General features: G+C 49.1%; 13 protein-coding genes. 3 read left to right on the plus strand and 10 right to left on the minus strand.

From position 1 onward, the window contains the following. Positions 1-71: 71 nt before the first annotated feature. Positions 72-2,951 (plus strand): DEAD/DEAH box helicase, encoded by a 2,880-nt coding sequence (locus tag J4760_RS09260; protein ID WP_237605504.1) that lies wholly within the window; start codon positions 72-74, stop codon positions 2,949-2,951. 33 nt (positions 2,952-2,984) lie between these two features. Here J4760_RS09260 and J4760_RS09265 read toward each other — a convergent pair whose 3' ends face one another. Further along, positions 2,985-4,316: a hemolysin family protein gene (locus J4760_RS09265; protein WP_145290601.1), complete on the minus strand. Its 1,332-nt coding sequence runs from the start codon at positions 4,314-4,316 to the stop codon at positions 2,985-2,987. A gap of 356 nt (positions 4,317-4,672) precedes the next feature. On the opposite strand from J4760_RS09265, the gene J4760_RS09270 reads away from it, so the two are divergent. Then, a complete protein-coding gene (locus tag J4760_RS09270; RefSeq protein ID WP_237605505.1) occupies positions 4,673-5,116 on the plus strand; it encodes a MarR family winged helix-turn-helix transcriptional regulator in 444 nt (147 codons plus the stop codon). A gap of 17 nt (positions 5,117-5,133) precedes the next feature. Here the strand turns inward: J4760_RS09270 and J4760_RS09275 are convergent, their stop codons facing one another. The 9 genes from J4760_RS09275 to J4760_RS09315 are packed head-to-tail and all read right to left on the minus strand — an operon-like array spanning position 5,134 to position 13,271. Next, positions 5,134-5,985 carry a DegV family protein gene (locus J4760_RS09275; RefSeq protein WP_237605506.1) on the minus strand — a complete coding sequence of 284 codons (852 nt, stop codon included), beginning with the start codon at positions 5,983-5,985 and terminating at the stop codon, positions 5,134-5,136. Positions 5,986-6,045: 60 nt separating this feature from the next. Beyond that, on the minus strand, positions 6,046-7,662 hold the full coding sequence (locus J4760_RS09280) for an ATP-binding cassette domain-containing protein (protein ID WP_237605507.1): 1,617 nt from the start codon (positions 7,660-7,662) through the stop codon (positions 6,046-6,048). Then, positions 7,662-9,230 (minus strand): ATP-binding cassette domain-containing protein, encoded by a 1,569-nt coding sequence (locus J4760_RS09285; RefSeq protein ID WP_237605508.1) that lies wholly within the window; start codon positions 9,228-9,230, stop codon positions 7,662-7,664. The genes J4760_RS09280 and J4760_RS09285 overlap by 1 nt, the downstream gene beginning before the upstream one ends. A 50-nt stretch (positions 9,231-9,280) precedes the next feature. Continuing rightward, entirely contained in the window at positions 9,281-10,306 is a 1,026-nt protein-coding gene (moaA, locus tag J4760_RS09290; protein ID WP_145290586.1) for a GTP 3',8-cyclase MoaA, read from the minus strand. Continuing rightward, complete coding sequence (locus J4760_RS09295) at positions 10,281-10,889, minus strand: molybdenum cofactor guanylyltransferase (protein ID WP_237605509.1); 609 nt, start codon at positions 10,887-10,889, stop codon at positions 10,281-10,283. Before J4760_RS09295 ends, moaA begins: the two co-directional genes overlap by 26 nt. Next, a complete protein-coding gene (gene moaD, locus J4760_RS09300; RefSeq protein WP_237605510.1) occupies positions 10,886-11,119 on the minus strand; it encodes a molybdopterin converting factor subunit 1 in 234 nt (77 codons plus the stop codon). The genes J4760_RS09295 and moaD overlap by 4 nt, the downstream gene beginning before the upstream one ends. Position 11,120: 1 nt before the next feature. Continuing rightward, on the minus strand, positions 11,121-11,564 hold the full coding sequence (locus J4760_RS09305; RefSeq protein ID WP_145290576.1) for a molybdenum cofactor biosynthesis protein MoaE: 444 nt from the start codon (positions 11,562-11,564) through the stop codon (positions 11,121-11,123). Next, positions 11,551-12,018, minus strand: coding sequence for a molybdopterin-guanine dinucleotide biosynthesis protein B (gene mobB / locus J4760_RS09310; RefSeq protein ID WP_237605511.1), 468 nt, complete (start codon positions 12,016-12,018; stop codon positions 11,551-11,553). Before mobB ends, J4760_RS09305 begins: the two co-directional genes overlap by 14 nt. Beyond that, positions 12,015-13,271 (minus strand): molybdopterin molybdotransferase MoeA, encoded by a 1,257-nt coding sequence (locus J4760_RS09315; protein ID WP_145290570.1) that lies wholly within the window; start codon positions 13,269-13,271, stop codon positions 12,015-12,017. Before J4760_RS09315 ends, mobB begins: the two co-directional genes overlap by 4 nt. 62 nt (positions 13,272-13,333) lie before the next feature. Here J4760_RS09315 and moaC point away from each other — a divergent pair, with 62 nt between their 5' ends. Continuing rightward, positions 13,334-13,816 carry a cyclic pyranopterin monophosphate synthase MoaC gene (gene moaC / locus J4760_RS09320; protein ID WP_145290567.1) on the plus strand — a complete coding sequence of 161 codons (483 nt, stop codon included), beginning with the start codon at positions 13,334-13,336 and terminating at the stop codon, positions 13,814-13,816. Positions 13,817-13,828: the final 12 nt, after the last annotated feature.

Consider the following 13,828-nt stretch of genomic DNA (forward strand, 5'->3'; position numbering starts at 1 on the left):
AGAAAAATCAAGGCGGGATCTAGGAAAGTGAGGCACACTTCAATATAATGGACCTGAAGAGGTGCAAATATATGGGAATAAATAAAGAGAATCTGCTGAATGCATATGAACATGGTTTTGTAGATCAGAATATAGATAAGGTCGCGCATCATCCTCCGCGCATGATCATCAATTCCAGGGAGGAGAATGTCCTCTCTTCCATGCTCGATGAAATGGAAGTGTGCGATTCATTTTCCATCTCCGTCGCCTTCATAACAGAAGGCGGACTGGCGACTTTGAAGACGACACTGCATGAACTTGCCAAAAGGAAAGTAAAGGGACGCATCATCACTTCCACCTATCTGAACTTCAACAAGCCGAAAGTTTTCAAGGCGCTTCTCGGCATTCCGAACATCGATGTCAGGGTTACCGGCAAGGAAGGTTTCCATGCGAAAGGGTATGTCTTCAGGAACAGGCACTACACTTCCATGTTCATCGGAAGCTCCAACCTCACCGATGCAGCACTGAAGAAGAATTATGAATACAACCTCAAACTGACCAGCCTGGAGAATGGTGCGGTCATCCAGCATTTCAACAACCAGTTCGAAGCATTATGGAACGATTCTGTACCTGTGGATGACGCGTGGGTCGATGCCTATGCGCAGTCATATGTCGAGGAACCGATGCAGAGGACGGTGCTCGAGGTCATCGAGGATCGTTCCAAGTACCGGTATAGAGGCGCAGAAGGTCCTGTCATAAAACCGAATGCAATGCAGTACGAAGCATTGAACGCACTTGACCAGCTGCGACGGACCGGCAAGAACAAAGGGCTCGTAATTTCAGCAACAGGGACCGGCAAGACCTATCTCGCTGCATTCGATGTACAGCAGTTCAGGCCTCGGCGCATGCTTTTCCTGGCCCACCGCGAACAGATACTCGACAAGTCGAGAAATGACTTTTCGAATCTGCTGGAAGGATCACCGTCCGATTTCGGCATCTTCAGCGGCAATCAGAAGGCGGCCGATGCGAAATATCTGTTCGCTACTGTCCAGACCCTCTCACGAGAGGGCAATCTGAGGCGCTTTAACCCCGACGATTTCGATTACATCATCGTCGATGAAGCCCATCGTTCCGGTGCCGATACATATGCGAAGATACTCGATCACTTCAATCCATCATTTCTGCTCGGCATGACTGCCACTCCGGAGCGGACGGACGACGCTGAAATATTCAGCCTGTTCGACTACAACATTGCCTACGAAATCCGCCTGCAGCAGGCACTGGAAGAAGAGATTCTCGCACCTTTCCATTACTTTGGTGTGACCGACTATGAGAAGGACGGCCAAATAATCGATGATACGACAGCACTCGGCCGGCTGACAAGCAGTGAGCGGATCGATCACCTGCTGGAAAAGATCGAATATTACGGCCATTCCGGAGAAGTGCTGCATGGATTGATGTTCGTCTCGAATCGGCAGGAAGCACACGAACTCAGTGAAGCACTGAACGCCCGCGGTTATAGTACAAAGGCACTGACGGGTCTTCACACCCAGGCCGAACGGCAGCAGGCAGTGCGGCAGTTTGAAAACGGCGGACTCGACTATATCATTACAGTGGACATATTCAATGAAGGTGTCGATATACCGGCAATCAATCAGGTGGTCATGCTGCGCCAGACGAAGTCCAGCATCGTCTTTATACAGCAGCTCGGCCGTGGCCTCAGAAAATACGATGACAAAGAATATTTGACGGTCATCGATTTTATTGGAAATTATAAGAACAACTACATGATTCCCATCGCTCTGACAGGAGATAAATCATACAACAAGGATAGGCTCAGAAAATCGCTGATCAACCGCAATACAGTCAGCGGCGTGTCCACAATCAATTTTGAAGCAGTCGCCAAGGAGAAAATATACCAGTCGATCAATACTACACCCGTCAACAGACAGAGTTTCCTCAAGGAAATGCATATATATTTGAAAAATAAACTTGGTCGCATGCCGACACTTCTCGACTATTATAAGGATGTCGATGTCATCGATCCATTTGTCATACTGCATAAGTACAGCTACTACCTCGAGTTTCTCATGAAAATCAAGGAGACGGATCTGAACATTACACACAACAGCCGACAGATTCTCGCTTTTCTCTCTGGAGAAATCGCCGAAGGCAAACGCATCATTGAAACCCATCTGCTGAAGGCAGTCATCAAGGCACCGGTAGGCCTGCAGGACTTCCAGCTCGAGATGCACAGACAGGGCTATCACATGACGGATGACACAATGCGATCGGTACTCAGAATGCTCACTCATCAGTTCCATACACAGCAGGACCTTAAGAAGTACGGGGAACCGCTTGTCGAAATCGTGGAAGATACCATCCATCCGACGCGTGCATTGTCTGATGCACTTGAAGATCCACTCGTATATGACCATATTGTTCAGCTGCTGGAACTTTCCATGGAAAGCAGTGCTCAGTACAATCAGACGACCCCCCTCACAATCAATCAGAAGTATTCGAGAAAAGACGCCTGCCGGCTGCTTGAATGGGACAAGGATGAATCATCCACGATGTATGGATATAAATACAAGCATGGCACCTGTCCGATCTTCATCACCTACCATAAAGATGAAACGATTGGGGAAACCATACAGTATGAGGATCAGTTTCTTGATCAGAGTACACTCAGATGGGCTACAAGGAGCAATCGGACACTGCAGTCCAAAGAGATCAGGACCATCCTCGACGCACACAGTAAAGGGGCACCGATCCATATCTTCGTAAAGAAGAATGATGATGAAGGCACCGACTTCTACTATCTTGGACAGGGCCGGATCGATTATGATTCACTTCACGAAACGAAAATGAATGACGGTTTTGGAAAACCGGTCGTCATGATGAATATGGTCATGGAAAGACCAGTGGATTATGAAATATACAAGTATCTGGAATCCAGCATGCAAAAATAGGAGCGGACCCCTCCCAGGGGGCCGCTCCTATTCTTATTCTTCTTCTTCGTTATTTTTCGAGCGGTTGTATCCTTTGAGCAGGGCGACCTGCTTGACCAGATGGTTGTCCATATCAAGGACGATCCACTTGTCTTCTTCTGTATTGAAATAGTCGTCTTTTCCAATATCGGTATCGTTGCTCTGAAGCCAGCCGCCGATCGTATCGATATCGTCACTATCGCTGAATGTGATACCGAATTTCTCTTCCAGATCATCCAGCAGTACGCGACCGTTTATGTGGTAGATGTCATCCTCCACCTTGACGATATCGGGCTCTTCGTCTTCATCGAACTCATCCCTGATCTCACCGACGATCTCTTCAAGGATATCCTCCATTGTGATCATCCCTGCTGTCCCACCGTACTCGTCGATGATCAGTGCAATATGCACACGTTCCTGCTGCATTTTGATCAGTGCATCACTGATGCGTGAGACTTCTGTGATCATCGGTATTTCGTGGATATGATCCTCCGGCGTGACCTCTTCATCGGATACGTGATTGGTCAGAAACTCCCTGACGTTCAGGAATCCGATGATCTGGTCCTTATCTCCACTTTCATCGGTGACAGGATAGCGGGTATAGTTATGTTCTTTGACATTCTCGAGCACATCATCAATATGCACGGGATCCGTAAGTGTAATCATCTGCGTCCTCGGCACCATGATATCTTTCGCCAGTCTTTCATCAAAGGAAAAGATATTCTGCATATAAGCCAGCTCTGTCTGGTTGATTTCTCCACTTTGATAACTTTGTGTCATTATAATCTTAAGTTCATCTTCAGAGTGCCCCTGCTCTACCGGAGCTTCTTTCAGGCCGATGAGCCTGACAAGCATCCTTGCTGATCCATTCATTATCCAGATCAATGGTTTCATGATGACTCCGAAGAAATACAATGGTCCTGAAAGCAGCAGCGCCAGTTTTTCGGAATACTGGATTGCGACTGTCTTTGGTGCCAGCTCGCCAATGACGACGTGGATGAAAGTGACGATGATGAATGCTGCAGCAATCGTCAGTACGGTCGTCATCTGATCAGGTATACCCAGAAAATCAAAGAGAGGGTGCAGCAGGACTTCAAAGGTCGATTCACCGATCCAACCAAGTCCAAGCGCTGTTACGGTGATACCGAGCTGGCATGCAGACAGATAATAGTCGAGCTCATTTGTCATGCTGCGCACCCGGCGCGCTTTCCTGTTTCCTTCTTCAATAAGCTGTTCGATACGGGAATGCCTTGCTTTCACGAGCGCAAATTCCGACCCGACAAAGAGCATTGTCAGTACTATAAGAATTACAAATAAAATCAAGTTCCATATTGTGGTTATGTCCAATTAGTTCCCTTGTCCAGAAGGGATTCACCTCCGGTAATGATTGACTACAATCTTTGCGTCGAATGCTTCCTGAAACAGAGTGTCTTCATTCGTGCTCAACATCTCATGCGGCACGTATATTTTCAAATTCGCCTTCCCAATTGCAGCCACCTCCCGGAAGATAATAGTTATAGCCATTCTATCACAGTATTTTTTACTTATGCCACTTTTATCAGACGAATCATTATAATATGAAGCTTTTTGTCATTTGTCCTTCATATTTCGGACATATATATATTTATATTGAATTTGCATATAATATAGTATTATAATAGTCATATCACTCTGCATGACACTACAGAATGGAGGGCGTTTTCATGATCAGGTCCACTTTGGACGAGCGCCTCTGCTTCAACTTATATAACCTCCAAAGACAAATCAACCGTTTCTATAATAAATCCATTCTAAACGAGATGAACATCACCTATCCCCAATTCCTGGTACTTAATATTCTGCAAGATAAGAAACAGGTGAACATCAAGACACTGGCTGAGATGCTGCAACTGGATACGGGAACAATTTCGCCTTTGATCAGACGGATGGAAAAGCTCGACCTGGTGCGCCGCCAAAGAGATGCGGAGGATCAGCGTCTTGTTTATATAGAGGCAACGGAGAGAGGCAAAGGATTGGAAGAAAAACTTGAGAAGGCTTTCGACTCATTCAGCGAAGCGATCGATATCGATCCTGAAGATGAGAAGGCGCTTCTTGAACATATACAGCACATCGATGCAATGCTTACAAAAAATGCGTTTCGGAACTGAATCCGAAACGCATTTTTCTATTGGTTTTTCGTAAAGCCGAATCCGACGGTCCCATGTCCAGTATGCACACCTGCCACTGTCACCAGTGGTTCCATCACAAGATCCAGCTGTGGCATTCTCTCTTCGATCCTCGTCTTCCATTCTTCTGTAAGGTCTGCATTGCCGGCATGTACGATGGCAAGCGTCTTTACCGCGTCTTCCTTGACGTGCGTCTCGAGCCGGTTCAGTACAGCGTTGACCATCTTCTTCTTCGTACGCAGCTTTTCTCCGATGACCACCTTACCATCATCGAACTTGAGTTTCAGGTGAATATTGAGGACAGAGGCCAGCATCGACTGCGATGCTGAAATGCGGCCACTCTTCCGCATCTGGTTGAAGCTCTGCGGCAGCAGGTACAACTGGGCGCGTTCACGCATCGCTCTGATATCCTGCACTACTTCCTCCATGCTTCTGTCGGAATTCCTCGCTTCCACTGCATGCTCCACCATCTGCTTCATCGGATAGCTTCCGATTCTTGAATCGATGACATATACGGGCTTGGTCATGTCTTCAGAAACACTGAGGGAACTCTGATAAGTTCCTGTCAGTTCGCTCGAGGCATGGATTGCGATGATGGCTTCATAATTGTCATCCGCTTCAAGCGCTTCATATACTTCCATGAATTCTCCGATCGTCGGCTGGGAAGTCTTTGCTCCTTCCCCGCTTTCTTTCAGCATACTGTATATTTCTTCGGTCGTTGCATCAATGCCATCCCTGTAGGCAACGCCATCGATGATGACCGACATCGGAAGCACCCGGACATCATGCGTTTCCATATAGTCTTTATCCACACCGGACGCAGAATCCGTCACTACTGCAATCTTCTTCATATAAATTCCTCTTTCCTGCTCCACAATTTAAACCAGTGTAGCATTTACTCGCATTCATTACTATAGAAAGTCCCTGAAGCGCTGGACTGCCTGATAGACAGATCCACGCTGCTGCATCAGCTGCTCGTAGGTGCCCGACTCGATGATCTCACCCTGCTCCATATAGTGGATATGATCGAATGACCCGAGTCTGCTGAGATCGTGTGTACTCACGATGAGTGTCGGTCTCGCCAGAATATGATCCCATATCTTCTGTTTCAGACGATCATCGAGACGTGCAGTCGGTTCATCCATGATCCACCAGTCCTTATTTTCGGCAAGCATGCGTATGAACTGGAGCCGCTTCTGTTCACCACCGGATAGTCTGCCGGTAAACTCCACCATGGTATCCGGCGTATAATGGGCCATCTCGAATGCTTCAAGGTCTTCTTCAATGGCTGTCCGATCTCTATCCAGATGGCCGAACATGGTGATGTTGTCCATTACTGAAGCATTATAGAAGTCGAGCTGCTGGGGCATGACGGAAACCTGGGAAATGGATGATTGCGGTATTGCCTGTCCGCTGTCATCGTATAGCTTAACTGCCGCATCCCCGTCGATGATCCGGTCGATCAGTGTCGTTTTGCCGGACCCGCTGCTGCCGATGACCGCATGCTTCTCCCCTTCTTTTACAGTCAGCGAGATATCCTTCAGCACATCAAGGGAGGCATTCGGGTATCGGAAGTCCAAGTGATCCACCTCGATGGCAGAGACTTCGGCAGACGCATCCGGGATGGCCGCATCCGCAATATCAAGCTCGAGCTCGGATACTGCCGATTTTACCGTGCTGTACTGGCTTGCTGGATTCATCACCGGCATTGCTAGATCAAAGTAGCTGAGGGCAATCAGCATGATCATCGGCACCCATAGCGGCGTCTGTTCATACAGCATGACGATGATCAGAATGATGGCCGCAAGCTGCAGCAGCTGACCCAGTAACTGCATCAGTGATTCGTTCATGGCCATCCTGTTTTCATTTTCCCTTATTTTGCGGACTCCGGGTGCAAGTTTTTCTTTTTCGGACTCTGCCTTCCCTGTCACAAAAAGGTTGGTGTAGTCATGGATATAGTGATAGAACCTGGAATAGAGGGCATCATCGGTCCGGTCGCGGGATTCCAATATTCTGGACATCCGTCCTTCAAACAGCTTGGGGATGACGAACAGCAGGATGAGTGCAATGATTGCGGTCATTACCGCAAAACCGAGTCCTGCATATATGGCAAGCACCATGAGCAATAGGGAGATCAGCACCGCCACAATATACGGATAGATGATGCGTATATAATAGTTCTCCACCTGCTCGAAATACTGGTTCAGCTTCTGGATGAATTTGACGCTGTGTGTATTCTGTCCAGACCCGATTGTACTTTTGAAATAGTTCAGCCGGAGCCGGCCGATCAGCTTGAATGTCGCTTCATGGGAAAGCAGCCTTTCAATATATCTGAAGGCCCCTTTCATCATGCCGAAAAGCTTGATGACCGCAATGATCAGAATAATGACAAAGAATGGTGGATCGAAGAAGCTGAGGCTGATCATATATCCACTGAGACCAAACAGCGCGATACCGACAAGACCGCCGACAAGACCGAGCAGGATGCTGTAGAGGATCTGTTTCCTTTCACTTTTCAAGTATTCCATCATGCCCCTCCTTTCTGAAGGACGATCTGTCCATTGCTGAAAGTATAGTGGTGGTCGGCAATTTTCAGTAGCTTGCGCCGGTGGACCACTGCAATGATGGCCGAGTCCTGCTTCAGTTCAGCAAGGTATGCCATGATCATTTCTTCTGTCGTGGCATCGAGGAACTCGGTCGGTTCATCCATCAGAATGATCTTCGGCCGCCGTATGAGCACCCTTGCCATCTTCAGCCGGACGATTTCACCGCCGGACAATGGAATATTATGATTGACAATCGGCGCATGGATGCCCTTGTCAAGATTGCCCAGGCTGTCCATGAGACCGAGTTTTTCGAGTATCGCAACGACATCCGCTTCCGCATACTCACCACCTGAAACATATTCGTATATGGTCGTGTCGGAAAAGTAGACTTCATCGGAAATATATCCGATATCCCCGTCGGACAGTGCAACTGTACCGTTTTTCGGACGATGCAGACCGAGCAGCATGCGTACGAATGTACTCTTACCGATGCCGGAAGGTCCGGTGATGGCTGTAAACCCTGTATCGGGAAGGGAGAGGTCCACATTTTCAAGCAGCATATCATCATCATAGCCGATGGAGACATTTTCAAGACTGACTGCCTGGGACGCATTGAAATTGCGGTAGTCGGTCCCATTGCTTTCACTCTCGAGCCATTCTTCGATGCGTTCCAGGTTGCCCTGGGACAGTTTGCCGTTGTGGAACTCGATGCCGAGCACTTTCAATGCGTTGTAGAACTCCGGAGCCAGGAGCAGGGTGAAGAACGCGGCATAGAATGTGATATTTTCGAATATGATGATCTGTAGACCCACTTCCAGTGCAATCAGACCAATGCCGAGTATTGTAATGAATTCGAGCATCAGGGTCGACTGGAAGGCATACTTCAGTATATGCATGGTATCTTTGACGTACTGTTCGTTGTAATGCTTCAATCTGGCAATCACGGTACGTTCAGACCCGGTATACTGCACGGTATTCTTGCCCCGGATCAGATTGAGGAATAAAGTTCCCAGTTCGTCGAACTGGGTCGCCTGTGCCTCCGACTCGTCCTTCGTCCGTAGACCGACGAGTATATAGTAGAGCGGGACGAAAGGGGCGGTGAAGATCATGATGAAAGCCGCATTCCTATGGATGAAGAACATTGCTGCGATGATGACTGTGATCTTGACTGTCGTCTGTATGACTGTCGGTATGAATACCTTTTCGAACGGGCGGTATTTCTCAAGATGGACGAAGATGGCATTGAGCATGGATTCTGAATGCTTTCTTGTGTGATCATCAATTTTCGCGACCACCCTATGTGTCAGATTCTCGATCCTTTCATTCGCCACTCCTGCACCCACTATCCTGTAGATGAAAGACAATAGCGCATATAGAAAGAAGAACACGGCAACCCACACCAGCCCGCGAGCAGCAGGTGCCTCGCCCTCGATCACGATATCACTCAAAAGCAGTGACAGATAGTGTCCGAACAGTATGAATGCCAGCACGCCGAGTGCAGACATGACACTGTACAGGATGATATATTTTTTTGGCATATTCAGCTTCATATTTTATCCTTCCCAGCAATAAAAAACGTGAAGATGATCTTCACGTTTTCCTAGCCTCCGATATAACTCATGTTGATCTTGTTGCGCCTGCGCCGATTTTCGGATGTGATTTCCGTCCGGAGGTCGGAATAGCGGTCATCCCGCCTGTTCCAGACCCCTGTCAGCACGTCGGTCAGTTCAGCGTCCGAGATGCCTTCCCTGATCAGCTTCCTGACATCAAAACCGTCTACAGCGAACAGGCAGCCGTAGAACTTGCCATCGGAGGATAGCCGTGCACGCGTGCATGTGGAGCAGAAACTCTCAGAAACACTCGTAATGAACCCGAGATGGGAATCTGCATCCTTATGGCGGTACACTTTGGCAACTTCCCCGTAATAGGCGGGATCGAGCGGCTCGATATCGAATTCTTCCTCGAGCATCGATACGATTTCCTTCTTTGTAATGACCTTATCAAAGTTCCAGCCATTATCATTACCCACATCCATGAACTCTATAAACCTCAAAGTCACCGGCAACGTTTTGAAAAAACGCGCCATGGGCAGGATTTCGTGATCATTCAGTCCTTTTTGGACCACCATGTTGATTTTGATATCAAAACCGAGCGACAGGGCATATCTGATCTGCTCGATGATTCTCGAAGTGCCGATGCCCCGGTCGTTGATCTGCCCGAACAGCTCGTCATCCATTGCGTCAAGGCTGATATTAAGCCGTCTCAGCCCTGCATCATACAATTTCCGGCCATGCTTTTTCAGAAGCAGCCCGTTTGTTGTCATGCCGATGTCCTCAATGCCTTCTATATTGTAGAGCTTGCGGATCAATTCATGAAGATCCCGTCTCAATAGCGGTTCTCCGCCTGTTATTCTGAGCTTTTTCACACCGAGCGATGCATAGATCTTTGCAATCCGCTCTATTTCTTCGAAAGAAAGCAGCTGTTCACGCTTCATGAACTCGAAGTCGTCGCCGAAGATCTCCTTCGGCATGCAGTAGGTGCATCTGAAATTGCAGCGGTCCGTCACCGATATCCTCAAGTCCCTGATCGGTCGTCCGAATTTATCTGTTATGCTCTCCACTTTCATACCCCCTCAAGCGGATATCCGTCTTCCTATTTATGTTCACGAGTATTTCATCATCAATGCCGTAGCACTCTGCATCCACTTCAATCGTTGTTCTTTCTTCAAATAGTGCACGCATGCTCAGCCGCCGTGCATCCAGCAGCTGCCTGATGGTCTGTGCCAGATCCGCGCCCTGATATACACCGATGAGCGGATGCAATCGCTCCGCTGCCTTCGTTATGATCAGCGCCTCCGGATTGCCGATTGCCTGACGACAGAGAATACGCAGCCATTCCGATGAGACATGCGGCGTGTCGCACGATACGACAAGCAGCCGGTCTTCTGGAAAAGCGCTCGCCACTTCATAGAGGCCACCGAGCGGCCCATCATCCTGGAATGCTTCGTCAATAATGACGGTTGATCCACCAAAACAGCCTGCAAGGCGCTGATTCGTACTAATGATGATTTCATCAACCATACCGGACGCTTCAAGCACTCCCGCTACATGACTGTACATCGGCCTGCCTTCAAGCTTGAAAAAAGCCTTGTCCTCTCCGAATCGCGTCGAATTGCCACCGGCCAGCACGACCCCGACCGTTTTTGTCATCCGCCGCTCACTGGTGGAATCAGCGCAACCTCATCGTTCTCATCAACAATATGATCGTCCTTCACGAATGACTCGTTGCAGGCGATCTGGAATACATCCCCTTCAAGTGAAGGGTACTGCATGTATATTTCCTGCTTCAGTTCACCGGCAGTCAGTGATGATGGCGTCTCCAATTGGATACGACCTTCACCCGTCTTCTCCTTCAGTCCTGCAAAAAGCATCACTTTCATATCATTTCTCCTCCAAGTCCGGATGATACTGGCGCTGGTCGCCCATCCATTCTGCGCCGTCTTCCCAGATTTCCTTCTTCCAGATGGGGACGATTTCCTTGATCCGTTCAATGGCGTACTCGTTCGCACGGTAGCTGTCTTTCCTATGGGGTGCACTTGTCACGATGACAACCGCAATATCGGAGATTTCGAGCTTGCCTATGCGGTGGGCAATGGCTGTTATGACGCCCGGCCAGCGTTCGCTGATCTCTTCACCGATCTGAGCGAGCTTACGCTCCGCCATCGGCCTGTACGCTTCATATTCAAGATGAACCGTACGCGTCCCCTTCGTCCACTCTCTCACATGGCCCGTGAACATGCATACTGCACCCTGCTTCTCGTTTATGGCAAATTCATGATACTGATGGATATCAATCGGATCTTCCACTACTTCAAACTGTTTCATCATCAGAACTCCATTCATCAAACCATTCGATAATCTTACTCTCATCATACCGCATATCGGCATATATTAAAACATTCACAAACTCCATATCATCGACATTTGTGTGTCCATCCGTAAACGAATAGGTTAATACGATTTTAGGATGGGCTGCATGTTTGTACCCTTCTATCAGCAGGACATCGACCGCACCCTCAAGCTGGTCGATCTGGCTCCCGAGATCCGGTGTGCGGTTCTTGATGCACATGCTTCTGCTTGGGGTGTTGAGAATCGTCACATCCGCCCCGCTTCCAGCAAACCGGCTGGTATCATTGCCCTCTGCCACGATGCCGTCATCCAGATGATGATGCTTTATGACCGCCACTTTCATGCGCTTTGCCTTGAGCAGTCTGACCATATTTTCAAGCAGCGTTGTCTTGCCTGTATTTTTGAATCCAACGACCTGGAGGATCTTCATATATCGAAGTGGTCGATGCCTGTCGTCATATCCGTCATCATGACCTTGACACCGTCCCCTTTCCCGAAGCCCCTCGTACCGCCCGGCAGCACGATGATGCCGTTGCTTTTCGCGATGGAAGTGACGGCGTTCGATTTATTGAAACCGGCAGGCTTTGCGTGGACGCGGCCTTCAATATAGTCGATTTCCGCGCGGACAAATCGGGTGAACGGATTCGCCTTCTTGAAATCGCCATCGAGTACCGCATCAAGTACAGGCGCAAAGATGCGGTCGTGGCCCATCATTTTCAGGAAAGCCGGTCGTGCAAACAGTTCAAAACCTGTGTAGCAGGCTGATGGGTTGCCGCTCAGACCGAACATCGGAATATCCCCGAGCATACTGACGGTCGTCACACTGCCCGGCCGCATGCCGACTTTATTGAACAGCTCCTTGGCACCAAGCGCCTCGTACAGCTTCGGCAGATGATCGTAGTCACCGACCGATACACCACCGGTCGTGATGATGGCGTCGACTTCATCGAGCATCTCCCGCACTCTTTGCAGCAGCGTTTCGAAATCGTCCGCTTCCAATGCATACCGGCGGGCTTCGATATTCATGCGCTGCAGCTGGCTCTCCACCATCGGACCATTCGAGTTGCGGATCTTTCCAATTTCAAGCGGTGCTTCGATATCCACCAGTTCGCTGCCCGTTGCCAGTATGCCGACGACAGGCTGCCGATGGACTTGAACGTCCTTATAGCCGAATGTGGCAAGTGCCGCCACCGTACCCGGGTTGATGAATGTCCCTGCAGGCACGATGATATCCCCGGACCGGCACTCTTCACCCTGCAAGGCGATATTTTCCCCCGGTTCGAACGGTTTTCTGATTGAAAATGAACCCCCATTCTGCCTTGTCTGCTCGAACATTACAACGGCATCTGCGCTTTTGGGTACAGGTGCGCCAGTCATGATGCGGAACGCTTCATTCTCTTTCAGTTCATAGTCACTTGTGGCACCGGCCGGCACTTCTGCAGCAACTTTGAAGGAGATTCTATTTTCACCCGAAGCCCCTGCACTGTCCTCAGCACGGATGGCAAAGCCGTCCATTGCGGACTTGTCGAACCTCGGGACGTCCATCGATGCCTCAAGGTCCTGCGCGAGAATACGTCCATAGCTTTCTGTGTAGGATACTGTTTCCACAGGCAGGGGAGCTATCCCCGAGACCACTCGTTCGACCGCCTCCGTCACGGCAATCGGTGTGCGATTCAAGTTCATATCATCACTACTTTCGGTTTGCAGATTCTGTTATACTCATTGTACTAGAAAGGAAGTTGAAAATGTCCGAATTCACTCATTTCAATCAGGAAGGCAGAGCGCGCATGGTGGACGTTTCCGATAAGGAAGTGACCACCAGAACAGCAGTGGCCAGAAGCATACTCGGTGTCACAGAAGAGATCCATGAGGCTATCACCCGCGGTACGGTTAAGAAGGGGGATGTCCTCTCGGTTGCCCAGGTTGCAGGCATCATGGCTGCCAAGAACACGCATCAGATCGTTCCGATGTGCCATCCCCTGCCACTATCCGGTGTCGACATCTCCTTTAGCTGGGTACGTTCAGATGGATACTTCCTCCATATCGAAGCCACTGTCAGAACGACCGGCCGTACAGGCGTCGAGATGGAAGCACTGACTGCTGCAAGCGCCGCTGCCCTGACCGTCTATGATATGTGCAAAGCAATCGACAAAGGCATGGTCATCCACGAAACTGCGCTTGTATCAAAGACCGGCGGCAAATCCGGAGACTATCATATAGACAAGTAGAGCGTGCCAATG

The sequence above is a fragment of the Salinicoccus sp. ID82-1 genome (genome assembly GCF_021991715.1).
Classification (GTDB): Bacteria; Bacillota; Bacilli; order Staphylococcales; family Salinicoccaceae; genus Salinicoccus; species Salinicoccus cyprini.